This is a genomic window from Sphingopyxis sp. Geo25 (assembly GCF_949769135.1).
GTDB lineage: Bacteria > Pseudomonadota > Alphaproteobacteria > Sphingomonadales > Sphingomonadaceae > Sphingopyxis.
Map to the genome: position 1 here is coordinate 964,413 of NZ_CATKOZ010000001.1, position 24,367 is coordinate 988,779.

General features: G+C 64.0%; 17 protein-coding genes and 1 tRNA gene. 6 read left to right on the forward strand and 12 right to left on the reverse strand.

Going from position 1 to position 24,367, the window contains the following annotated elements; genetic code table 11:
* Positions 1-44 precede the first annotated feature (44 nt).
* Positions 45-1,223 carry an iron-containing alcohol dehydrogenase gene (locus tag QOL68_RS04855; protein ID WP_282947450.1) on the reverse strand — a complete coding sequence of 393 codons (1,179 nt, stop codon included), beginning with the start codon at positions 1,221-1,223 and terminating at the stop codon, positions 45-47.
* A gap of 143 nt (positions 1,224-1,366) precedes the next feature.
* Between QOL68_RS04855 and QOL68_RS04860 the strand changes: the two genes are divergently transcribed.
* Positions 1,367-2,527, forward strand: a complete 1,161-nt coding sequence (locus tag QOL68_RS04860; protein ID WP_282947452.1) for a CaiB/BaiF CoA transferase family protein — start codon at positions 1,367-1,369, stop codon at positions 2,525-2,527.
* A gap of 268 nt (positions 2,528-2,795) precedes the next feature.
* Here QOL68_RS04860 and QOL68_RS04865 read toward each other — a convergent pair whose 3' ends face one another.
* The 4 genes from QOL68_RS04865 to QOL68_RS04880 form a co-directional block, all read right to left on the reverse strand.
* Positions 2,796-4,088 carry a DUF3422 family protein gene (locus QOL68_RS04865; RefSeq protein WP_282947454.1) on the reverse strand — a complete coding sequence of 431 codons (1,293 nt, stop codon included), beginning with the start codon at positions 4,086-4,088 and terminating at the stop codon, positions 2,796-2,798.
* Between the two features lie 29 nt (positions 4,089-4,117).
* The gene (locus tag QOL68_RS04870) at positions 4,118-4,432 is read right to left on the reverse strand and encodes a cupin domain-containing protein (RefSeq protein WP_282947456.1); all 315 of its coding nucleotides are present in this window, start codon (positions 4,430-4,432) and stop codon (positions 4,118-4,120) included.
* Positions 4,433-4,472: 40 nt separating this feature from the next.
* Positions 4,473-5,054 carry a helix-turn-helix domain-containing protein gene (locus QOL68_RS04875; RefSeq protein ID WP_204994167.1) on the reverse strand — a complete coding sequence of 194 codons (582 nt, stop codon included), beginning with the start codon at positions 5,052-5,054 and terminating at the stop codon, positions 4,473-4,475.
* 75 nt (positions 5,055-5,129) lie between these two features.
* Complete coding sequence (locus tag QOL68_RS04880) at positions 5,130-7,469, reverse strand: TonB-dependent receptor (RefSeq protein ID WP_282947459.1); 2,340 nt, start codon at positions 7,467-7,469, stop codon at positions 5,130-5,132.
* 212 nt (positions 7,470-7,681) lie between these two features.
* Here QOL68_RS04880 and QOL68_RS04885 point away from each other — a divergent pair, with 212 nt between their 5' ends.
* From QOL68_RS04885 to QOL68_RS04895, 3 genes are read left to right on the forward strand one after another with little or no spacing between them, the layout of a single operon-like run.
* A complete protein-coding gene (locus tag QOL68_RS04885) occupies positions 7,682-9,724 on the forward strand; it encodes a hydantoinase/oxoprolinase family protein (RefSeq protein WP_282947461.1) in 2,043 nt (680 codons plus the stop codon).
* 1 nt (position 9,725) lies between these two features.
* The gene (locus QOL68_RS04890; RefSeq protein WP_204994164.1) at positions 9,726-11,405 is read left to right on the forward strand and encodes a hydantoinase B/oxoprolinase family protein; all 1,680 of its coding nucleotides are present in this window, start codon (positions 9,726-9,728) and stop codon (positions 11,403-11,405) included.
* A 21-nt stretch (positions 11,406-11,426) separates the two neighbouring features.
* Positions 11,427-12,509: a metal-dependent hydrolase family protein gene (locus QOL68_RS04895; protein WP_282947464.1), complete on the forward strand. Its 1,083-nt coding sequence runs from the start codon at positions 11,427-11,429 to the stop codon at positions 12,507-12,509.
* A gap of 874 nt (positions 12,510-13,383) precedes the next feature.
* Here the strand turns inward: QOL68_RS04895 and QOL68_RS04900 are convergent.
* The 3 genes from QOL68_RS04900 to moaA form a co-directional block, all read right to left on the reverse strand.
* Positions 13,384-13,458 (reverse strand) — tRNA-Asn (locus tag QOL68_RS04900).
* A 61-nt stretch (positions 13,459-13,519) separates the two neighbouring features.
* The gene (locus QOL68_RS04905) at positions 13,520-14,290 is read right to left on the reverse strand and encodes an NAD kinase (RefSeq protein ID WP_058453961.1); all 771 of its coding nucleotides are present in this window, start codon (positions 14,288-14,290) and stop codon (positions 13,520-13,522) included.
* A gap of 42 nt (positions 14,291-14,332) precedes the next feature.
* Entirely contained in the window at positions 14,333-15,340 is a 1,008-nt protein-coding gene (moaA, locus tag QOL68_RS04910) for a GTP 3',8-cyclase MoaA (protein WP_282947467.1), read from the reverse strand.
* 60 nt (positions 15,341-15,400) lie between these two features.
* Here moaA and QOL68_RS04915 point away from each other — a divergent pair, with 60 nt between their 5' ends.
* Complete coding sequence (locus QOL68_RS04915) at positions 15,401-16,600, forward strand: GGDEF domain-containing phosphodiesterase (RefSeq protein ID WP_282947469.1); 1,200 nt, start codon at positions 15,401-15,403, stop codon at positions 16,598-16,600.
* Here the strand turns inward: QOL68_RS04915 and mfd are convergent.
* Positions 16,597-20,091 (reverse strand): transcription-repair coupling factor, encoded by a 3,495-nt coding sequence (gene mfd / locus QOL68_RS04920; RefSeq protein WP_282947471.1) that lies wholly within the window; start codon positions 20,089-20,091, stop codon positions 16,597-16,599. The genes QOL68_RS04915 and mfd overlap by 4 nt on opposite strands.
* Complete coding sequence (locus QOL68_RS04925; protein ID WP_282947473.1) at positions 20,088-20,348, reverse strand: succinate dehydrogenase assembly factor 2; 261 nt, start codon at positions 20,346-20,348, stop codon at positions 20,088-20,090. The genes mfd and QOL68_RS04925 overlap by 4 nt, the downstream gene beginning before the upstream one ends.
* Positions 20,349-20,521: 173 nt before the next feature.
* Between QOL68_RS04925 and recG the strand changes: the two genes are divergently transcribed.
* A complete protein-coding gene (gene recG / locus QOL68_RS04930; protein WP_282947475.1) occupies positions 20,522-22,588 on the forward strand; it encodes an ATP-dependent DNA helicase RecG in 2,067 nt (688 codons plus the stop codon).
* On the opposite strand, the gene QOL68_RS04935 is transcribed toward recG, so the two are convergent.
* Positions 22,585-22,926 (reverse strand): PilZ domain-containing protein, encoded by a 342-nt coding sequence (locus QOL68_RS04935; protein ID WP_058453957.1) that lies wholly within the window; start codon positions 22,924-22,926, stop codon positions 22,585-22,587. The genes recG and QOL68_RS04935 overlap by 4 nt on opposite strands.
* A 75-nt stretch (positions 22,927-23,001) precedes the next feature.
* Positions 23,002-24,228 (reverse strand): tyrosine--tRNA ligase, encoded by a 1,227-nt coding sequence (tyrS, locus tag QOL68_RS04940; protein WP_282947477.1) that lies wholly within the window; start codon positions 24,226-24,228, stop codon positions 23,002-23,004.
* Positions 24,229-24,367 lie beyond the last annotated feature (139 nt).

A 24,367-nucleotide genomic window follows, 5' to 3' on the forward strand; every position in this document is an offset into this window, starting at 1 on the left:
GGATCCTGTTGCTTCGGTCGCTGTGGGCGGGGTTGCCGGCATAATCATGCAGCGCGGCGAAGGATTTCGAGGATATCGGCGGCCGAGGTGACGGGCCGCGGATTCGTGCGGCCCCAGATGTCGAGCAGCGTGTAGTCGGCCACCTGCTGAAAGCGCGATTCGTCGACGCCGACATCGCTCAGCCGCCGCGGCATCCCCAGCCCCGAGATGAAGGCGTCGAGCGCCGCCGAAGCGCTCGTATGGTCGCCGCCGAGTACCGCAAGAGTGCGCTCTTGGCGGCTGGCGTCATGTTCGGCGTTCCACGCCAGAACATAGGGCGACATGACGCAGGAGGTGTAGCCGTGCGGGACGTCGCAGGTGCCGCCCAGAATATGGCCGATCGCGTGGCTGGCGCCCATTGGAACGCCGCCGATGATGCTGATCATCGACTGCCAGGCGCCGATCTGGCATTTCAGGCGGCCTTCCAGATCGCCCGGGTCGGCCTTCACGCGAGGCAGGCCCTCGACGAGCAGTCGCAGCGCACTTTCGGCGAGTCCGTCGGCAAAATCGTTCGACTGGTACGACGACAGGGTCTCGACCGCATGGTCGACCGAGCGAACCCCCGTCGAAAGCCAGAGCCATTCGGGCGTGTGCCGGCTGATGGCGGGATCGAGCACGACCATGACCGGCGCCATGTTGCGATGCTCATAACCCTGCTTGTGCTGTGTCACTTCGTCGGTTGAACCCGACAGTGCGTTGAACTCGCCGCCGGATAGGGTCGTGGGCACGCAGATGACCGGAATGTCGGGGCCGACCCTGATCGGATTGATCACCTCGCCTGCGTCGGTGACATAGGTGCGAAGCGGTTCGAACGCCTCGACGCTTCGTACATCATGCTTGATGAGCAGCGCGACGATCTTGGCGCTGTCGGTGGCCGAACCGCCGCCGACCGACACAATCAGATCCGCGCCCGCAGCCCGCGCCGCTTCTGCCGCCTTCAGGACATCGGCGCGCGGTGCATGCGGGGCAATCCCGCTAAAGGTCGCCGCATGCCGCGCGCCCAGTGCCACCTCGATCTTTCCGATTTCATCGGTGTGTTCGCGCAGCGTCGTCGATGCCAGCAGGAAGACCTTGCTGCATCCCATCTTTTCGGCCTGGTCGGCAATCGCCTCCGCCGTCGGGACGCCCATCGTAACCCGCTCGGTCCGGGTGAAACGCAATTCGCTCGGGGTGATGTCGGACATGGACTCGCTCTCCTCTGATCGTCCGGTCTGTGCCGCCTCGTGAATCAGATAGTGACAGGACTAGGAGATACTGGCTAGTATATTTTTCAACCGATGAGAATATTCTGTGCCGTGCGCCGGACGCGATGGGGAGACAATTCCATATGAGTGAACAGGAAAACAGCGCATTGCCGCCGGCCGCGAATATCCGCATTCTCGAATTTTCGGGGCTCGGTCCCACCCCTTTTGGCGCGATGCTGCTCGCCGACCTTGGCGCGGACATCTTGCGGATCGAACGTTTCGGCGCCGGGCGTCCGCTGGGGGGCGATCCGCAATATGATTTCCTCTATCGAAATCGCCCCTCGGTTGCGATCGATCTAAAGTCTCCGGATGGCCTCGCGCTCGTGCGGGATCTGGCGACACGTGCCGACGTTGTTATCGAAGGCTATCGGCCAGGGGCGATGGAGCGGCTGGGCTTGGGACCGGACATGCTCTGCGCAGCGAATGAACGGCTGATCTACGCGCGCATGAGCGGGTGGGGTCAGACGGGGCCGCTCGCGTCACGCGCCGGACACGACATCAACTATCTTGCTTTGACCGGTGCGCTTTATCCGATCGGACCAACCGATGCTCCCCCCGTGCCGCCGATAAACCTCGTAGGAAATTTTGGTGGCGGCGGAACATTTCTAGCGATGGGGGTGCTCGCCGCGCTTCTCGAACGCCAGCGCTCGGGCAAGGGTCAGGTTCTCGACGTCGCGATGGTCGATGGCATTTCGATCCTGCTGACCCAGATGGCGGGATGGATGCAGATGGGCCTTTGGAGCCAGGGGCGCAGCGACAACCTCCTCGACGGCAGCGCCTATTTCTATCGCTGCTATGAAACCGCTGATGGCCGTCACATGGCGGTCGGGGCACTGGAGCGCGAATTCCACGATGCGTTTGTCGCTGGCCTGGGACAGGATCCGCTCAGATTTACCGACTATCTCGATCCGGCCGTATGGCCTGACCGCAGTCGCCAAATCGAGCCGATATTCCGTGCGCGATCGCTGGGCGAGTGGTGCGAAGTTTTCGACCAGCTGGACGCTTGTGTGTCTCCGGTACTGACCTACCGGGAAGCGGCAGCACATCCCGCGCATCGAGCACGCGGCGTTCACGCCCATTGCGGTCCGTCGTTGCAGCCAGCGCCCGCCCCAAGATTTGCTAGGTCGCCAAGCCGGGCACCCGATCCGCTGGTTTCGAAGCCTGATATTTCCAAGAGCTTGATGGACTGGGCTGTGACCGAAAAGGAGATCTTGCTACTGCGAAAAAATGCGGTTCTCCGATAGCGCTTTGGTCTTTCGCAACAGAAGAGATCAGACCGGTCCGGACTGGCCACTGCAATCAAAATCCGGTTTCGCTGGAGGCTGTCCCTTGGAGCGCCCTTTTGCTTCCCCTCCGAAAACGTCGGCTATTGTAGAAAACGCTTCTAAAAGCTGCCTGTCCGCTATCGACCAGATCAAGCGGTTGCATCGCCCTGCCGCCCTCAGGTTGCCGTCCCGGCCGGAATGGGGTGGACGCGGAGTTTCGCTTCGCGTCCCCTAAATCGCGCGGATCTCAGTCTGGCGTCGATCGCGGGTACGGCGCGCGATGCACCGACGAGTTTGAACGAAGGCGACGACGTCTGGACATGATCCAAGCTCCCGAAAGCACCAATGGCACGATCACGGCCAGCGCCGATGATTTCAATTGTTCAGCGTCGCCCAGTTGGAGCAGCGGGTCGAGAAGATGGTCGAGGAGGCCAATAATATAATAGGAGACGGCGAAAATGCTCAAGCCTTCGACAAGCGACTGAAGACGCAGTTGAAGCATGGCGCGGCGGTTCATGCTAGCAAGTGATGCCTGGCTTCGCCTGTTTAAGGCAACGGTCTGTTCAAGCGAGAGCAGGCTGGCGGTGCGATTGATACGCTCACTCAGCCGGTCGAGCCGATACTGCGAGACTTCACATGTTCGCATGGCGGGGAGAAGGCGGCGCTCGATGAACTCGGACCAGGTCGAAAAGCCGGCTATTCGGACTTCCCGGAGCGATGCCAGCCTGTCGCGGGTCAACAGGTGATAGCTGCTTGTCGCGCCAAGGCGGAAGCGCGCGCGTCCGGCACGGCATTCAATCTCGGCCGAGAGATCGAGCAGGTCGCGCAGGATATCGCCCCGACTGCCGGAGCATGCGTTCATCCGCTCCGTGATCCCGGCATGGCGGGCCTCTGCGGCTGTAATCCAGGGCATCAATTCTCGGGCGATCGGGAATCCGAGCAGCGCCAGTTTCCGGTAGTTGCCGATTTCGAGGAGAGTTTGAACGAGCCGCGATATTTCGTCATTCTGCAAGCCCATATCCTCGACGAGTATCTTTCCGGCTTGCGAGCCCTTGATCGTGAAATCACTCCAGATGCGGGCAGCGCCGCCGAAGGCAAGGCTGCTTACGACACGGGCCGGGTCGAAGCGCGCCTCGCCGTCCCAGTCGAAATCCGCCTTTGAGCCGATCAGTATCTCGACGGAACGGAATATTTGGCCCGGCATCCCATGGAGCCAATTGCAGTTCTTAATTGGCGCGCGGCTGGCCGCGCCCGATCTGACGAGGGTGACGGTCGAGAATTCGCTATGCGCTTCCCAGATGCAGAGCTCGCCGTCGACGTGGGTGGCAAAGCGTCCGTCAGCGGCTGATGCGGCTCCCCCCGAGAGGGCAGAAATCCAGCCATGAAGTGCGCCTTGGTCGGACATTTCGTGCAGGATCAGCCACTGCCTCACGCGCGCGGGGGTTTTCGCAACCTCCAGACTTCGGCCGTGCATGATCTCGCTGAGGGCGACGCGGAGCCGGTGATCCGCCGGTTCGCGAGCAAGAAATTGGTCGGCCATGGCAGTCATCGCTCGCCCAGCGTTCCCGGTCAGCTGTCCTCATCCTCGCGGATGCTGCGGTGACCGAAGAAGATGTAGATCAGCTTGGTGTCTGCGATGAAGCGGGAGTGCTGAACCTGGTGAGCCGGGATGGTCACGATGTCGCCGGCTTTGAGCCGCTCGGTCTTGCCACCGCTTTTCGTCTCGATCTCGCCTTCGAGGATGATCGAAATCTCTCGCATCGCATGCTGCGAATGGCCGACTTCGGGCATGAGCTGGCCGGCAGAAAAGCGCCCGGTGCCGATTTCGATCGAGTTCGCGGCGGGATCGACGAAGCGCCAGATGTCGAAGAGGGGATCCGACACGTCGTCGGTCCATTCCAATCCTGTCTTTTCCATGTTCGCCTCAGTTGCTGGGGCGGAAGATCGAGGGTGTGCCGACATAGAGAAGTTTCACGTCGGCTTTGGTCTCGTTCCATGCGCTGTGCGGCGCCTGCGACCGGAAATGCATGCTGTCGCCCGCACGCAGAACGGTCCGAAGCTCGCCAACCTGCGACATCAATTCGCCGTCGATGACATAGAGGAAATCCTCACCATCACGCTGATCGATCGGGAACCGGTGCCCGGGCGGGATGATCATAAGGATCGCGTCCATCTTCTGCTCGGGAAGCATGGAGCTCAGCTGGTGGTAGACGACCGGCGAGTCGATCTCGATGATCTCGGGATCGCTGGCGCGACTGACGATATTCTCGTCCTTCGGCATTTCCATGAAATAGCCGATATCGACATCGAGCGCGCGGGCGAGCGAGGCGAGCGAGACCAGAGACGGCACCGTCTGGTTTCGCTCGGCCTGCGACAGGAAGGGGGCAGAGAGCCCGCTGGCCTCGGCAACGGCCTGCAGCGTCATGCCGAGTTCGCGGCGGCGCTTCTTGATCCGCCCGCCGATCGCCAGCTTCGGCGCCTTTTGACTCTGGTTTAGAAATGCCATCGGACCATCTTCCCAATTTCCGCCTGTATGGAATGCGGAGAGCTGCCGGACGGGCCGCGGCTCTCCGCCTTCATGCTAGAATTTTGCCGAGAATTCGACGCCATAGGTACGCGGCCGACCCTGATAGTTATAGTCAGGAGCGACGACCTCCTCGTAATATTTCTCGTTGAGAAGATTCTTTGCCCAGACGCCGAGCGACCAACCCTTCTCATGCTCGATCGCGATACGGCCGTTCACAAAATTGATCGGATCGCGGACCGGCACACCCACGAAGGTGCCGCCTTCGTGGAAATAGGTCTTGCCGCGGCGCTGCCAGTCGGCTCGAAACACCGCGCTCAGGCTGTTGGTCAGCGGTGCAACATATTCGGCGCCCGAGCTGATCGTCAGCTTCGTCGTATAGGGCACCTGGTTGCCGATGGCGGCGGGGTTCGCGGCATAGGCCTTGATCTCGGCGTCGGTGTACCCGAGGCTGCCGAACAGTTTGAACCCGGTTGCAGGACGCAGCGTCCACTCGACCTCGATACCCTTCACATCGACGCGGTCGATATTGGTGACGATCTGCGCATTGACCGAGCCGTTAAAGTTGAAGGCCTGCAGATTCTTTGCCCGGGTGAAGAACAACGCGCCGTTGAGGGTCAGGAGATTGTCGAACAGCTCGGTCTTCGCGCCGAGTTCGTAGCTGGTCGCGACCTCCTTCTTGTAGATGGGAGAGGAGATGGGCGCCCCGGTAAACGGGTCGGTCTCGGTGCCCGGAGCGTTGAACCCGCCCGAACGGAATCCCTGCGCGACCGTGGCATAAACTTGCGTGTCGTCCGACGGCTTCCAGCGCAAAGTACCCTTGGGCTGAAACTGCGTGAAGGTCGCCTGGCGTGTCGCCGGCCCGGTAATCGGCAGCCCAAAGCCATCGACGCGATAAGGCGCGACGCGCGGGTCGGTCTGGCGGCGGCGGTCGCTGTCGAAGCGTCCAGAAAGCGTCAGCTCCAGCTTGTCGGTCAGATCATAGTTAAACTGTGCGAACAGGGCATAGGCAAAGTCCTTGTTATCCTCGGCGAAATAGCGGCGCGTCTGGTTGGGCGTCGCCGGGTCGAAGTCGAGTTCGGGGATGATACCGAAGCCGAGGTCCTCGTTCGTGCCGGTCAAGAGCGAGCGGTCGCGCCAGAGGAAATAGGCACCGAAGATGTAGCGAAAGCGCTGCGCCGACGGTGAGGTGATCCGGATTTCCTGGCTCCAGTTCTTGATGTCATTATCCTGGAAGGTTGTATTGTACGGCGCTGGAAACTGCGCGTCGGCACCGTCCGGGTCGCCGCTCGGGCCCAGCGCGAGAGTGCGCGGATTAGCGCAATCGACGAGCCCGTCCGACACGAGGCCGAAGCCGAAGAGGTAGCACTGCCGGTTATTCGAATAGTCATAGCCGTCGAAGGCGACGACATGCTGAACATTACTGTAGGCCGTGGTCGAGGTCAGGACGCCGATCGGGGTGTCGATGTCGATCTTCAGCGAGAAGTCGATGAGGTCGCGGTCGTCGAACCCGAGATTGTTCGACTCGGGCGCGACGACGTCGTTCGCGACATCGACATCGGGAACGGGATCGATGAACGGCCGGCCCGAAGCCTGGAGCAGCGGCCGCGCAAAATAGGCGGCGCCGCCCTGGCGGGTCGAATAGAAGCCGCGCAGGTCGACCGAGACCGCGTCCGACGGGGTGAAGTCGACGCGCAGGCGCGCCGTGGTGTCCTTGAAATAGTCGACTTTCTTATTGAGAAAGCCGTTGGTGATATAACCGTCGCTCTGCGTGTGCGAGACGCCCGCGCGCACGAGCAGGACGTCGTCGATCAGCGCACCGCTGATCGCGACGCTCGCGTTGAAGGCATCGCCATTGCCGTAGCCGACGCGGAAATTGCCCGAGAACTCGTTCGACGGCTTCTTGGTCGTGATGTTGATCGCGCCGGCGATAGCGTTGCGCCCGTAAAGCGCGCCCTGCGGTCCGCGAAGCACCTCGATCTGCTGGATGTCGAAGAATTCCTGCTTGAACTGGAGCGGGCTCGAGAGCAGCACCCCGTCGATCGAGATCGCGACCGGAGTCTCGCCGTTGCGGATCTGGCCGACGCCGCGGATGTTGATCGCGACATTGCCCGAGTCCTGCGCGTCGGCGACCGTGACGTTCGGTACGAGCTGCATGAAATCGGTGGCGCGCGTCAGGTTTGCGCGTTCGATCGAAGTCTCGCCGATCGCGGTCACGGCGACGGGCGAATCCTGCAAGCGTTCCTCGCGCGATCGAGCCGTGACGACGATATCTTCTGAATCGTCCGATGCGCTCGATTGCGGATTGGTATCTTGCGCGAATGCCGTTGTCGGAATTGCTGCGATACTGCCGAGCAGCGCCAAAAATGAAGCGCTCGTCCGAAGCTGCTTCTGCATGTGCGGTCCTCCCTGATGTCTGTCCCCTTGGCGCGATGCAATTCCGCAGCATTGCATCGCGAGCGCAGAATTAGGATCAAAAAATTTGATGTCAATTAAAATTTGACATATCAAAATTTGTGATGCAGCCATGGCGGACGGTCAGCGAGAGCAAGCAATCCGTTGGTTCGATCAAGGCAAATTCATATAACTATCGGGAGGAAGGTCGCGGCATGCGGGTAGCAACGGACGTTGGAGGCACATTCACCGATCTCGTCGGGATCGGGCCTGACGGTATTGTGACGGCCAAGGCCGACACTACGCCGCCGGACTTCGACCGCGGCGTTCTCGCAGCGGTGGCCAAGGCGGGTGTTTCGCCCGCGGACTTCGATTTCTTTGCGCATGGCACGACGGTCGTAATCAACGCCCTGTTATCGCGCACCGGCGGCCGCACCGCGCTCATCACCACCGAGGGCTTTCGCGACGTGCTCGAAATCGCGCGCGGCAATCGTCCCGACCTTTTCAACTTCGCGTTCGAGAAGCCATCGCCGTTCGTGCCGCGGTTTCTACGCTTCGAGATGTCCGAGCGTGTCGGGCCCGATGGCGACGTACTGCTTCCCATCGATATGTCGTCGCTTGATGCGATTGGGGACGCGCTCGAAGCGCAGCGCGTAGACGCGGTCGCGGTCTGCTTCCTACACGCCTATGCCAATCCCGAGCACGAAGCAGCAGTTTGCGCGAGCCTTCGTGCCAAGTGGCCGGGTCTTTCGGTGGTCGGATCGAACGAGGTTTGCCGCGAGTGGCGGGAATATGAGCGAACGAGCACGACCGTGCTGTCGGCCTATGTCCACCCGATCGCGAAACGGTACCTCGGCTCGCTCGAGGAGGGGCTTCGCGAGCGTGGACTTGCCTCGGTTCCCTATATCATGCAGTCGAACGGGGGCGTCACCACAGTCGAGGGCGCGCGAAATAACCCGATCGCACTCGTCGAATCGGGTCCAGCGAGCGGCGTGCTTGGTGCGGCGGCGCTCGGCCGCCGCATCGGCGAGCCCAATCTCATCGCGCTCGATATCGGCGGGACCACCGCGAAAACCGCTCTGATCCGTGACGGGCAGGCGCGGATCACTACCGATTACAAGATTGAGTGGGATCGGACGAACCCCGGCTATCCAATCCGCACGCCGGTCGTAGATCTCGTCGAGATCGGCAACGGTGGCGGCTCGATCGCCTGGATCGACCAAGGCGGACGCCTCCATGTCGGGCCGAAGAGCGCCGGATCGACTCCGGGGCCCGCGGCGTATGGTCGCGGCGGGACCGAGCCGACGACGACCGACGCCAATCTCGTGCTCGGTCGTATCAACCCGGACCTCTTCCTTGGCGGCGAGCACAAGCCCGACTTCGACAATGTGACCAAGGCCTTCGGGAAGTTCACCCGGCCGCTGGGCGGCACCGTCGAGGACGTCGCCCGCGGCGTGATCCGGATCGCCAATGCGAATATGGTCAACGCACTAAAGCTTGTGTCGCTCAACCGCGGCTTCGATCCGCGGGAATTTGCACTCATTGCCTTTGGCGGCGGCGGGGCGATGCATGCGGTATCGCTCGCTAAGGATCTGCAGGCGCGCAAGGTGATCATCCCGGTGAATTCCTCGGTCTTCTCGGCTTGGGGTATGCTCATGTCCGACATCCGCCGCGATTTCCTAATGACGCGTGTCGAGGATATGTCGACCTTCCCGCTGGATCGCCTCCAGACGGTATACGGCGAGATGGAATTGGAGGCCGAGACAGTTTGCGTCCGCGAGGGCATGGACGCCGCAAGGCTTCGCTTCGAGCGCTTCGCCGACATGCGCTATTGCGGACAGGAGCACACGGTGAAGGTGCCGGTCGCGGGCGGTGTGATCGACCGCGCTGCCGTCGAGGCCGCGATCGAGGCCTTCCACGCTGAGCATCAGCGCGAATATACCTTCCGGCTCGATAGCGAGGTCGAACTCGTCAACTATCATGTCGTTGCGCTCAACGAGACCGACAAGATCGACCTGCCCGAGCGCGCGAGGACGGGTGCCGTCGCGGCGTCGGTGATCACCGGTCGGCGGATGGTCGATTTCGATACCGACGGGAAGCATGAGAGCGCGGCCTATGACCTTGCCCGGTTCGAGCCCGGCATGGAGATCAGCGGACCGGCGATCATCGAGGATCGGACGACAACGATCGTCGTCAATCCCGGGTGCACGGCGCGCATGGATGCCATCGGCAACATTCACATCGAATTGGGGAACTGAGATGACCCGCCACGATCCCTTCACGCAGGAAATCATCAAGAATGCGCTCGTTGCGATCGGCGACGAAATGTTCCTCGCCATGGCGAAGACGAGCATGAGCCCGATCATCTACGAGGCGCTCGACTATTCGGTCGGCATCACCAACGCCCGCGGCGACCTGATCGCGCAGGGCAACGGGACCACCGTGTTTCTCGGCATGATCGACTCGCTCGTTCGCGACATCCTGGAAAAGTTCGCAGGCGACATCCACCAGGACGACGTCTTCATTTCGAACGATCCCTACAAGGGCGGCGGGACGCATCTTTGCGACGTCGCGATCGTCAAGCCGGTTTTCTTCCGGGACGAACTCGTCGCCTTCGCGATGAACAAGGCGCATTGGGTCGATGTCGGCGGCATGGCGGCGGGTAGCTTTACCACCGATGCGACCGAGATCTTCCAGGAAGGTCTGCAGATCCCGACGGTCAAAATCATGGAGCGCGGCAAGCCGGTCGGCGGCATCCTCGAAATCCTGCAAAGCAATATCCGGCTGCCCAAGGATTCGATGGGTGATTTCTGGGCGGGCATGGCGGCGAACAAGGTCGCCGAGGTTCGTATCGTCGAACTGTTTGATCGTTATGGCGCGGCGTCGATGCACCGGGCGATAGCCGATCTACTCGATTATGGCGAAGCGATGATCGCCGCCGAGTTGAAGCGGTTGCCGCAGGGCACCTTCTATGCCGAGGATTGGATCGACGATGACGGGATCACCGACCAGCCTTTAAAAGTCTGCGTGCGGATCGATATCACGGAAGACAAGTTCAAGGTCGATTTCACCGGCAGCGCCCCGCAGACTGCGGGACCGATCAACAACTCGCGCACCGGTCTCGTCTCGGCGGTCCGCACGATCTTCAAGGCGCTCACCAACCCGGGAATCCCGGCGAACGGCGGCTGCTTTCGCGCGATCGAGGTCATCTGCCCCGATCGCACCTTGTTCACCGCCGAGCGGCCCGCACCAGTATCGACCTACTGGGAAACTATGCTCTATGCGCAGGACCTGATCTGGAAGGCGCTTGCTGAGCATCTGCCAGATCGCCTGACCGCGGGCCATGTCCTGTCGGTCTGCGCGATCGTCTTTTCGGGGCCGCATCCCAAGACGAAGGCGCCGACGATCCTCGTTGGGCCGCTCGTCGGCGGCTGGGGCGCCATGCAGGGACGTGATGGGCTGAACGGGCAGTTCTCGGTTGCCGACGGCGAGACCTATAATTTCCCCGTCGAGGTCACCGAGGCCAAATATGGTGTCCGCGTTCGCAGCTATGCGTTCCACGACGACGACGGCGGTGCCGGCCGGTTCCGCGGCGGCAAAGGTGTTGCGCTCGAATATGAGATTCCGAACGACGGGTGGGTGTTCACCGGCAGCTTTGGCCGCTTCAAATTTCCGCCTTGGGGCGTAGCCGGCGGGCAGCAGGGCTCACCCAACTATGCCGAGATTTTGCGGCAGGGACAGCGCTCGGACCCGCCCGAGCGGTTGGGGAAGCCGGCGCGCGTTCCGCTGGCGAAAGGAGATGTCGTGCGCATGGTGACCGCGACCGGCGGCGGCTGGGGCGACCCCAAACTGCGCGCGCGCGACGCGATCGAAGCCGACCTGCGCGATGGTTTCATCACGCCGGATCAGGCGCGGCGCGACTATGGCCATAGCGCCTGAGGCGAAACCGGAGCCAGCGTCATGTCCGACGACGAGCAATTCGTCCTGTTCTCGAACGCGCGTATTTTTGACGGACATTCGCCCTTTCTTTCCGACCCTTCCTTCGTGCTGGTTCGGGGGGACAGGATCGAGAGCGTCTCGGCCCGCAGGCCGGACGCTCTCGATTTCCGCGAGATCGATCTCGCGGGGAGGTCGTTGTTGCCCGGCCTCATCGATGCGCATTTTCATGCCTTCGCGACCGAAACCGATACGGCCAAATGCGAAACCTATCCACGGACCTACGAGGCGCAGCGCGCGCGAGTGATCCTCGAAGGCGCCCTTCAGCGCGGCTTCACAACGGTGCGCGACGTCGGCGGCGGCGATCACGGGACCTGGCTCGCGGCCGAGCAAGGGCTGTTCCCATCGCCGCGCCTCTTCTTTTGCGGCCGGGCATTCAGCCAGACCGGCGGGCATGGCGATGCTCGGGCTCCGCACGAACCTCCTGACCTTTGCGGATGCGCACCTCGGGGCGCGCTTGCCGATCTCGTCGATGGGGCCGATGCGCTGCGCAAGGCAGCACGCGAGGCCTTGCGCCAGGGCGCACATCATCTGAAGATATTCCTCTCGGGCGGGATCTCCACGCCGAGCGATCCTATCGACTATCTGCAATTCTCGGACGAGGAGATCGGAGCGGTCGTGGATGAGGCGTTGCGCCGCGGGCGCTATGTCGCTGCCCATGCCTACACCGCCGACAGCATCACGCGGGCGATCCGGCTCGGCGTCCGGTCGATCGAGCATGGGAACCTGATTGATGCGGCCGCCGCGCGTTTGGTGGCCGAGGCGGGAGCCTTCGTCGTTCCGACGCTGGCCACCTACGATGCCCTCCATCGCTTCGGCCCGGAATCAGGCGCCGCGGCGCACACGCTGGAGAAACTTGCCGGCGTCCGTGAAAAGGGTCTTGAGGCCATTCGTATCTGCCGGGCCGAGGGTGTCGCACTCGGATTCGGTACCGATCTACTTGGGCCGCATCATCGCCTGCAGCGCGAGGAGTTTCGTCTCCGCAGCGCAGTCGAGAGCCCTTCGAGACCCTCCAGTCAGCCACCTCGATCAACGCTGCACTGCTGAATATGGAAGGGCAACTGGGCGTCATCGCGCCTAGAGCTTTTGCTGACTGCTTGGTCGTCGAGGGAAATCCTCTTGAGGACATTGCGCTACTCGCGACTGACAGCAATGCAATCGTGCAAATATGGTCGCGTGGCAGGCGGGTGGACACCCAATTGCAATTCGCCGCTTAGCTCGGCTGGCAAGGAAGGTAGTGTGATGACAGAAAGCGGAAGCGAGTGCCGGAAGGGTTGCGTGCCGGAGGCGGGGTCCGCGCATCCAAAGGAAGCGAGGTTGAGCAACGACGCACATTCCCTTCCGACGACCTCAAAAAAATCAGGTGTCGGATCGGACGCTATCGCTGCGGCTTTGTTGTTCAGCGGATCCCGCAAGGTAAATGGTCGCCCCTAGCGCCTTGAGCGGGCGCACCCGAGGGGTATTGAAGCGACGCGATAAACGCGGGGGGCTCGGTCTCGCCCGATCCCAGTTTCCTAACGCAATGCAGTCGGTTAGCATTTACTCCGCTATGGAAAAGCAAGGCGAATGTCCGCTTCTTTCCACTTGGCACCGAAGACCAGACAGTCTCCTACCGGCCAGAAACAGATGGTCGCTCATCGGTTTTGTTGGTTCACAAGGGTAAGCCAGCGTGGTGGGGAGGGCTCAGGACTACGCTGCTAAGCTCACAAATGCGCCTGAAAGCGCTGTGGCTTGCATTTCTACGCCATGGTACGCGAAGGCGATTTTCCCATTGCGGTGTCGAGATCACCTACGGTATTTCACTCTGCGATAGGATTTTTGGCTCTTTTCATCGCCGCTCCGGAGTAGGGGCGCGAAGGCTGGCGAATACCGTACAAAGCTAGGGTGCTTTGGCGTAGGCTTTCGCGCGTCTGGAAAAGAATGGCTCCCCGGGTAGGATTCGAACCTACGACCGATCGATTAACAGTCGATTGCTCTACCGCTGAGCTACCGAGGAACACCCCGCCGTGGCGGGCAAGGCGGCCCCTTTGCCGCCGCGCGAATGATTTTGCAAGACCTCAAACGATAAATTGTTCCATCGCGATGCGTTCGTCCAATCCTTGGTCGGGATCGAAAAGCAAAGTCAGCGGCCGGCTGCGGTCGGTGGTGACCAATACCGTCTTCACGTCACGGATTTCGCGCTGGTCGGCGACCGCGCTGACCGGGCGTTTTGCCGCCTCGCGGACGTTGAAGCGGATGCTCGTCGATTCGGGGACAAGCGCGCCGCGCCAGCGCCGCGGGCGGAAAGGGCTGATCGGCGTCAGTGCGAGCATCGCCGAATCGAGCGGCAGGATCGGGCCGTTCGCGCTGAGGTTGTAGGCGGTCGATCCGGCGGGGGTCGAGACGAGGACGCCGTCGCAGGCGAGTTCCTCGAGCATCGTCCTTTCGTTGATCATGACCTCGAGCTTGGCGGCCTGGCGCGTTTCGCGGAGCAGCGAGATTTCGTTGATCGCGGGGAGGATGTGCCGTTCGCCGCTGATCGTCGTGATGTCGCCCGACAGCGGGTGGATCAGATAGGGGCGCGCGGCGGCAAGGCGGTCGAGCAGCCCCTCGACACGAAACTCGTTCATCAGGAAGCCGATCGTGCCGCGGTTCATGCCGAACACGGGCAGGCTGCGCCGCTGGTCGAGCAACTGGTGCAGCATGTGCAGCAGAAAGCCGTCGCCGCCGAGCGCGATCAGCAGGTCGGCCTCGTTGAGGTCGACGAAATCGTAGAGCGGCCGAAGCTCGGCCTCGGCCTCCTCGGCCGCCGGCGCGTTCGACGCGACGAGCGCGATCTTGCGTTGCATTATGGTCCCGAGCCCCCTGAAAAATCCCTGGGCGAGGCTATCCTAGCCGCCCGTTGCACTCATATGACGCGCGACCGCCGGTGTGGACTTTCGTTCGATATGAAAGTCATGCGCGCGGGGTTTGCCAGCCAATGCGGCGTCAATCAAGCCGTCGACATCGCCGCCGTCGCGCAGCGCCGCGCGCAGGTCGACATGGTCGTCCTGACCAAGGCACATATAGATGCGCCCCTCTACGGTCAGGCGGATGCGGTTGCACGTCGCGCAGAAATTGTCGCTGAGCGGGGTGATGAGGCCGAGCGTCACCGGGCTGTCCTCGATCGCGAAATAGCGTGCCGGGCCGCCGGTCGCCTTGCCGACGGGCCAGATCGGCCGTTCGGCGCGCAGCGGCGCGATGAACTGGTGCAGCGGGATGTAATGATCGCTGCGGTCGCCCTCGACCTCGCCCAGCGGCATCGTCTCGATCAACGTAAGGTCGCATCCGTTCGCGGCGCACCACTGCAGCATCGGCAGGAGCTGATCCTCGTTGAGGTTGGCGAGAGCGACCATGTTGATCTTGACCGCGATGCCTTCGCGCTGCGCCGCCGCGATCCCGCGGAGCGCGACGTCGAGGTCGCCGAAGCGCGTGATGTGCCGAAAAGCCTCGCGGTCGAGCGTGTCGAGGCTGACGTTGATCCGCCGCACGCCGGCAGCCGCCAGCATCGGGGCATGCTCGGCCAGCCGCATCGCATTGGTGGTCAGCGTCAGCTCGTCGAGGCCGTGCCCGATCAGCGCGCCGAGCCGCGCCGCGAGCATTTCGATGCCGCGTCGTACCAGCGGCTCGCCGCCCGTGAGGCGGATACGGCGGATGCCGCGCGCGACAAAGCGTTCGGCGAGTTCGCCCATTTCCTCGATGCTGAGCACCGCCGCCTTGGGCAGGAACTGCATGTCCTCGGCCATGCAATAACGGCAGCGCAGGTCGCAGCGGTCGGTGACCGAAAGGCGCAGATATTCGATCCGGCGGCCATGGGCGTCGGTCAAGGTTGCGGCGGGCCGGGGCGAAAGCGCGGACATCGGCACGATCATGATGCAAAATGGAAGGGCTTGGCAAGGAAAGCCTGATAAGGCGGCGCGATGAATCGCATATCCGAGTCGCTGTCCGGCTGCGTCCGAACGCTGGAAAATCTTCATTTACGGTACGACGCCGACGTGGGCGTCATGCTGGTTCAGGTCGACCAGATGGCGCGCATCAACAATAGCGCCGGGACCGCAGCGGGGGACGCCGTGCTCGACGAGATCGGCCGTCGACTCGAAAGTTTCGCGACCGACGAATTCGGGCAGGGGAGCTGCGTCGACCGGATCGACGGGCCGCGCTTCCTGATCGTTCCGGCGGTGCCTTTGTCGCTTGGCGCGCTGAGGGCGCAAGAACGCGCGCTGCATGTTGCGCTGGCCGAGCCGATGGTGGGCGATCCCAAGGGCCGCCTCGCGATTCGCATCGCCGCGGCGTTGATCGCGCGCGACGAACCTGTCGTCGAGCAGCTCCGGACCGCGAGCGACCAGCTGGCGCGCCCGGCGTCGGCGCGCGACGGCGCGATGGTGATGGCTGCGCTGTCGCGCGGCGAGGTGGTGATCCACTATCAGCCGCAATATGATGTCGCGACCGGCGCGATGAGCGGGGTCGAGGCGCTGCTGCGCTGGCAACACCCCGAGCTGGGCCTGCTGGGCGCCGGGCCGCTGGTCACCGCGGCACGCGCGGCGCGCCTCGAACGCGAGCTGACCGAGCACGCGCACCATGTCGCGCTCGCCGAGATCGCGGCATGGCCCGAGGCGCTGGCGAACATTCGCGTCTCGCTCAACATCACCGCCGCCGACCTTGGCGATCCCGAATTCGCCGAACGGTTCGCCGGTATGGCACGGCAGGCAAATGTCGACCCCGCGCGCCTGACGCTCGAACTCACCGAGCAGGCGATGCTGAGCGACCCCGCGAGCGCCGCCGAGCAACTGGCACAGATCCGTGCGTTCGGCTGCGCGATTGCGATCGACGATTTCGGCACAGGCTATTCGAGCTTGTCGCTGCTCGCGCGGCTGCCGATCGACTATCTGAAGATCGACAGCGGCTTTACGCGGACGATCGACGACAGCGATCGCGACCGCATCGTCGTGCGCGCGATCGTCGACCTGGCGCGCGCGCTCGGTCTGCTGGTCGTTGCCGAAGGCATCGAGAAGCCGCAACAGCTCGAACGGCTGAAGGAGCTGGGTGTCGCGACGTGGCAGGGTTTCCTGAAGTCGGGGCCAGTGCCAGGCGACCAGCTTCCCGGGCTTCTCGCCGCCTAGGCGGCCTGTTTCGCGAGCTTGCCCAATCCCTTCGACAGCTGAAGCGCGCCGTTGAGCCGCGCTGCGGTGCTCACCCAATCGCCGCTGATCGACAATTTGTTGTCGGGGCGGATGCGGGCGCGGCCCTTCAGCCGCTCGACATAGGCGATCAGGCCGGGGACGTTGGCGAAAGCGTCGCCGTGGAAGCTGACGAGCGCGCCTTTGGTGCCCACGTCGAGCTTGGCGATGCCCGCCGCCTTGGCGTTCGCCTTGATCTCCATCAGCTGAATGAGGTTCGCGGTTTCGGGCGGCAGCGGGCCGAAGCGGTCGATCATCTCGGCGGCGAAGGCGTCGAGCGCCGGGCGGTCGTCGGCTTCGTTCAGGCGGCGATAGAGCGCCATGCGCAGCGGAAGGTCGGGGACATAGTCTTCGGGGATGAGGATCGGCGCGTCGACGGTGATGACCGGCGACAAGGCTTCGCGCGGCGGCGCGGCGCCCATGCCTTCGGCCTTGGCCACCAATATGGCCTCTTCGAGCATCGACTGGTAAAGTTCGAAGCCGACCTCGCGGATATGCCCCGACTGTTCGTCGCCGACGAGATTCCCGGCGCCGCGAATGTCGAGGTCGTGGCTCGCCAGCTGGAAACCCGCGCCGAGCGTATCGAGGTCGCCGAGCAGTTTCAGGCGCTTTTCGGCGGTGTCGGTGATCACGCCGCCCTCGGGCGTGGTCAGATAGGCATAGGCGCGCGTCTTCGCCCGCCCGACGCGGCCGCGGAGCTGGTAGAGCTGCGCCAGGCCGAAGCGGTCGGCGCGGTGGATGATCAACGTGTTCGCGCTCGGAATATCGAGCCCGCTTTCGACGATCGTCGTCGATAGCAGCACATCATATTTGCGGTCGTAGAAGGCGCTCATGCGGTCCTCGACCTCGGTCGGCGTCATCTGGCCGTGCGCGACGACATATTTGATTTCGGGTACCCGGCTGCGCAGGAATTCCTCGATATCAGGCAGGTCCTTGATTCGCGGCACGACAAAGAAGCTCTGGCCGCCGCGATCATGCTCGCGCAGCAGCGCCTCGCGCATGACCACCGGATCCCATGGGGCGACGTAGGTTCGTACCGCGAGGCGGTCGACCGGCGGGGTCTGGATGACGCTGAGTTCGCGGAGGCCCGACATCGCCATCTGCAAGGTGCGCGGAATCGGGGTCGCAGTCAGCGTCAGCACATGGACGTCGGCCTTGAGCTGCTTCAGCCGTTCCTTGTGGACGACGCCGAAACGCTGCTCCTCGTCGACGATGACGAGGCCGAGATTTCTGAATTCGACTGACTTGGCGATCACCGCGTGGGTGCCGACGACGATGTCGATCTGGCCGCTGGCAAGGCCGTCGCGCGTTTTCTGCGCCTCGCCCGCGGGCACGAGCCGCGACAGGCGGCCGATGTTCACCGGGAAGCCTTTGAAGCGCTCGACGAAATTGGTGTAATGCTGGCGCGCGAGCAAGGTCGTCGGGACGACCACCGCGACCTGCACGCCCGCCATCGCCGCGACGAACGCGGCACGGAGCGCAACCTCGGTCTTGCCGAAGCCGACGTCGCCGCAGACGAGGCGGTCCATCGGACGGCCCGAGGCAAGGTCTTCGAGGACGTCGCCGATCGCGCGGTCCTGATCGTCGGTTTCCTGATAGGGGAAGCGGTCGGCGAAGGCGGGGTAGGCGGCGTCTTGTGCGAGGACTTCGCCGGGTCGGAGCGCGCGCTGCGCGGCGGTCGCGAGCAGTTCGCCCGCGATCTCGCGGATGCGCTCCTTCATCCGCGCCTTGCGGCGCTGCCAGGCCTCGCCGCCGAGCTTGTCGAGCGCAACGCCGTCGCTCTCGCCGCCGTAGCGCGAGAGGACGTCGAGGTTTTCGACGGGGACGTAGAGCTTGTCGCCACCCGAGTAAGTGAGCGCGACGCAATCGTGTGGACTCTTCCCGACCGGGATCGAGGTCAGCCCCTCGTAGCGGCCGATGCCATGGTCGAGGTGGACGACGAGATCGCCGACGCTGAGCGTCGCGAGTTCGGCGAGGAAGGCGTCGGCGCTCTTGCGGCGCTTCTGGCGGCGGACGAGGCGTTCGCCGAGAATGTCCTGCTCGGTGAGCAGGCTGATCGCATCGCTCGCGAATCCATGGTCGAGCGGCAAGACGACCATCGCGGTCGCGCCGCCGCTTTCGGCCGAAGCGGTGCCGAGCGCGTCCTGCCAGCTGTCGGCGGGAGCAAGCGACGTCACCCCATGGTCGCGCAGCAGCCCCGACAGGCGCTCGCGCGCACCGCCCGAATAGCTGGCGATGATCGTTTTGCGCCCCTTACGCCGCTCGTCCGACAGATGGTCGGCGACCTTGTCATAGACATTGAGGTCGGCGGTGCGCTCGGGGGTGAAATCGCGCGCCGCAAAGGTTTCGAGGTCGATCACCGACGCCGACGGCGGGACATCGAACGGCGAGACGACATGGATCGGACGGGCGCGCTCGGCGGATGCCCACTCGTTTGCGGTCAGATAGAGTGTTTCGGGCGCGAGCGGGCGATAGCTGCCGGCCTGCTCGCGCTCGGCGGCGACGCGGTTCGCATGATAATCGGTGATCGCGTCGAAGCGCGTCTCGGCGGTCGCGTCGGTGCGGTGGCCGCGCAGCACCGGGGTCGCAGGATCGATATGGTCGAACAGGGTTGCAAGCCGCTCTTCGAACAGTGGCAGCCAGTGATCCATGCCCGCCTGCCGCCGGCCCTCGCTGACCGCCTGATAGAGCGGATCGCCGGTCGCCTGCGCGCCGAAGATTTCGCGGTAGCTCGAGCGGAAGCGCTTGATCGTCGCCTCGTCGAGCAGGGTTTCGGCCGCGGGGAGCAGTTGCAACGCCTTGGCAGGGCCAAGGCTGCGCTGGTCGGCCGGGTCGAAGCGGCGGATGCTTTCGATCTCGTCGCCGAAGAAATCGACGCGAAGGCCGGTCTCCTCGCCCGCCGGGAACAGGTCGAGCAGGCTGCCGCGCACGGCAAATTCGCCCTGATCGGCGACGGTATCGACGCGGTTGAAACCGTTCGAGACGAGCAATTCCGCGAGCGCATCGCGGTCGATCCGCTGCCCGGCCGCGAGCGTTGTCGCAAGTTGGCGGATGCGGAAGGGGGTGAGCGTGCGCTGGGTGATCGCGGCGACGGTGGTCAGGATCAACTCGCCGCGCTTCGGCGCCGCCTGCAGGGCGGAAAGCGTCGCGAGCCGGTCGGCGCTGACCCGCATCGACGGTCCGGCGCGGTCGTAGGGCAGGCAGTCCCACGCGGGGAAGCGATGGACGATCAGGTCGGGCGCGAAGAAGGGTGCGGCGTCGGCGACCGCCTGCATCGCGGCATCATCGGTCGCGACATAGACGAGCCGCTTGTCGCTGGCGCGCGCGAGGTCGGCGAGCAGCAGCGGCAGAAACCCGTCGGCCGCGCGCGCGAGCGTCAGCGGCGCCGAAGCCGACGCAATGGCGGCAAAAATATCGGCGGCGCTTCGGGTCATGGCACCGGAATATAGTCCAGCCGGCGCATCGCCGCGATCAGCGGCGGGTTGTCGAGATGCGCGGGCGGCTCGCCGGTGCCGAGCGCCCAGCTCATGATGTCGACATCGTCCTCCTCGACAACGGTCTCGTACCAGCGAAGTTCCTCTTCGCTCCACTCAGCCGCATAGCGATCGAAGAAGCCGCCGATCATATAGTCGGCCTCGCGCGTGCCGCGGTGCCAGGCGCGGAATTTCAGGCGTTTGAGGCGGTCTTGCATGGCGGGTTTCCAGAATGCGATCGACAAACATCGTCCCGATCCGTTCGTGTCGAGCGAAGTCGAGACACCCACCGGTCTTGCGCAGCGCCGACGGGCATCTCGACTTCGCTCGATGCGAACGGAGATGAAGGGCTGGGCAAAACGAAGGGTTCAGGTCTAGACACGCCCTAGCGATGCGACCCGAGATACTCAATCCGCTCTTTGCCGCGCTGACCGACCTGAAAGGCGTCGGGCCGCAGCTTGCCAAGCCGCTGACGCGGCTTGGGCTCGAGCGCGTCGTCGATGTGTTGTTCCACCTGCCGACCGGGCTGATCTCACGCGTCCCGGTCGACCGGCTCGACGAAGCGCTTCCCGGTCAGACGATCATCGTCGAGCTGACGGCACAGGATTACCGCCCCGGTCGCAGCCCGCGCGCCCCTTTCGGGGTCGAAGCGTTCGACAGTGCGGGCGATCATGTGCGGCTCGTCTATTTCGGGCGGACCTCGGGGCTGGCGCGCAAGCTGTTTCCCTTGGGCGAAAAGCGCCGCGTGTCGGGGCGCCTCGACCTTTATGGCGACATGCGCCAGATCGTGCACCCCGACCATGTCGCCGAGCCGGACGACGAGGCGGGGATCGCGGTGCACGAGCCCGTCTATCCGCTGACCGAGGGGCTGACCAACGCGCGGCTGTCGCAGCTCGCCTCGGTGGCGCTCGAACGGCGACCCGAGCTTGCCGAATGGATCGACGCGCCGCTGCTGGCGAACCGAAGCTGGCCGACCTGGCGCGAAGCGATCGAGCGCGCGCACGCCAGCCCGCGCGACGAGGCGGCGCGCGATCGGCTGGCCTATGATGAGATTTTCGCAAGCCAGGTCGCGCTGATGCTGATCCGCCAGGGGCTCAGGAACCGGCGAGGCAGGGCGGTGCGCGGCGACGGCCGGCTGGTCGATGCGCTGCAGCTGCCGTTCGGGCTGACCGGTGCGCAGGAACGCGTCGGGCGCGAGATCGCCAGCGACATGGCGCAGGACACGCCGATGCTGCGGATGCTGCAGGGCGACGTCGGATCGGGCAAGACGCTCGTCGCGCTCCGCGCGATGCTCGCCGCGGTCGAGGCGGGGACGCAGGCGGCGCTGCTCGCGCCAACCGAAATCCTCGCGCGCCAGCATTATGCGACCTTGCAGCGGATGCTCGGCGGGCTGCCGGTGAACCTCGCGATCCTGACCGGGCGCGACAAGGGGAAGGTGCGCGAGTCGACGCTGATGGGGCTGGCTGATGGGAGCATCGACATTCTCGTCGGCACGCACGCGATCTTCCAGCAGGCGGTGACGTACAAGGACCTGTCGCTCGTCGTCGTCGATGAACAGCATCGCTTCGGCGTCGCGCAGCGGTTGATGCTGACCGCGAAGGGCCAGCGGCCGCCGCACTTGCTGGTGATGACCGCCACCCCGATCCCGCGGACGCTGCAACTCGCCAACCATGGCGAGATGGACGTGTCGCAGCTCGACGAGATGCCGCCGGGGCGCACGCCGGTCGATACGCGCGTCATTTCGCTCGACCGGCTCGATGATGTGATCGACGGGCTGGACCGTCACCTGTCGACCGGCGCTCAGGCCTATTGGGTGTGCCCGCTCGTCGCCGAGAGCGAGGGGAGCGAGCTGGCGGCCGCCGAGGATCGCGCAGCGTTGCTCCGCGCCCGGCTCGGCGATGCGCGGGTGGGGCTGGTCCATGGGCGGATGAAGGGCCCCGAGAAAGATGACGTCATGGCGCGCTTTCAGACGGGCGAGATCGGCGTGCTCGTCGCGACGACGGTGATTGAGGTCGGGGTCGATGTGCCCGCGGCCAGCCTGATGATCGTCGAACATGCGGAGAATTTCGGGCTCGCGCAACTGCACCAGCTGCGCGGCCGCGTCGGGCGCGGCGCTGCCAAGTCGGTGTGCCTGCTGCTGCGCTCGCAAAACCTGTCCGAAACCGCGCGCGAGCGGCTGGCGCTGATGCGCGATACGAACGACGGCTTCGTCATCGCCGAAAAGGATTTGGAACTGCGCGGCGGCGGCGAACTGCTGGGGCTCAAGCAGTCGGGCGAAGCCGACTATCGCGTCGCGACGCCCGAGCAGTTGGTGCGGCTCTTGCCGGTGGCCCACGACGATGCGCGCCTGTTCGTCGAGCGCGACCGTGGCATGGAGGGAGCAAGAGGCGAGGCGGTGCGCCTCTGTCTCTATCTGTTCGAGCGCGACGCCGCGGTGCCGCTGCTCAGGAGCGGCTAGTTGACGTCGCCGCGCGCCCCCATCGCGCGGATCATCGGCAGATAATCTTCGGCGGCGATCGATTTTTCGAACTGCACACCGGCCTTGCCGCCGAGCGACCAGATGACCTTCGCCGCGACGCGGCCGATGATCGGCATCCGGTACACGACGAGGTCGCCCGGTTCGAGCCCGCGTTCGTAGCGCATCAGCAAACCGTCGGCACTGATGTTGACGCACGTGCACATTTCCTGCCGCCCGTCGGGCAGCACGAAGGGAAGGCGGCAATAGACGTCGCTACGCGGCGCAATCCGCTGGTCGAGCCCGACATAATGGGCTTTGCTGGTATCGATCTTACGCATACGTCCCGGACCTTTGTGGTTTGCCATGGACGTTCTACGCGAATGCTGAAGAATCGGTAAACGACATCGGCGCGGTCATCGCGTCACCAGCCCGTGTTTTTTTGCGCCAAGGCTCAGTGGAACCGGGTCGTTCGCGGGCTCGATCCGGTGATGCGGATCGCGGACCACGACCCCGTCAACCTTGACCGCGCCCTCGTCGAGTTTGCGCCGCGCTTCCTTGTTCGAAACCGCGAAGCCGAGCTCGCGCAGCGCGTCGACGATCGTGATGCCGTCGGCGGGGGCCACGACCTGCGGCAGATCGCCACCAATATGGCCCTTTTCAAAGGTTTGCGTCGCCGTTTCGGCGGCAACTCGCGCCGCCTCGGCGCCACGGCACATCGCCGTCGCTTCGTTCGCGAGGATCTTTTTCGCCTCGTTGATTTCGACACCCTCGAGCGCTTCCAGCCGCGCGATTTCGTCGAGCGGCAGGTCGGTGAACAGCTTCAGGAATCGACCCACGTCGCGGTCGTCGCAATTGCGCCAATATTGCCAGTAATCGAAATGGGGCAGCTGTCCCATATTGAGCCACACGGCACCCGAAGCAGTTTTGCCCATTTTGGTCCCCGCGGCGGTCGTGAGCAGCGGAGTCGTCAAACCATAGAGGTCGGCACCGTCCATGCGGCGGCCGAGCTCCATGCCGTTGACGATATTCCCCCACTGGTCCGACCCGCCCATCTGGAGGCGCACGCCGCGCTCTTTCGACAGGTGCCGGAAATCGTAGCCCTGCAGGATCATGTAGTTGAATTCGAGGAAGGTCATCGGCTGTTCGCGGTCGAGCCGCAGCTTCACCGAATCAAAGGTCAGCATACGGTTGATCGTGAAATGCGTGCCCACTTCCCGCAGCAATTCGATATAGCCAAGCTTGCCCAGCCAGTCCTGGTTGTCGACCATCACCGCGTCGGTCGGTCCTTCGCCGAAGGTCAGGAACTGCTGGAAGATGCTGAAGATCGACGCGATGTTCGCCGCGATCGTCTCGTCCGACAGCATCTTGCGGCTCTCGTCGCGGCCCGTGGGGTCGCCGATGCGCGTCGTACCGCCGCCCATCAGGACGACGGGCTTGTGTCCGGTCTGCTGCAGGCGGCGCAGCATCATGATCTGGACCAGGCTGCCGACGTGCAGGCTGGGCGCGGTCGCGTCGAAGCCGATATATCCGGGGACGATCTGCTTCGCGGCAAGGGCGTCGAGCCCTTCCGCGTCGGTCATCTGGTGGATATAGCCTCGCTCGTCCAGCAGGCGCAGAAGGTCGGATTTGAAGTTCGTCATGGTGGGCGGGCGCTTAGCATGGCGGTGAGGCAAACCCAACTGGTTCATGTTTCCATTATCGTCACCCCGGACTTGATCCGGGATCCCGCTTCCTCAAGAAGGGTGAATGAACCCCGGATCAAGTCCAGGGTGACGAAGA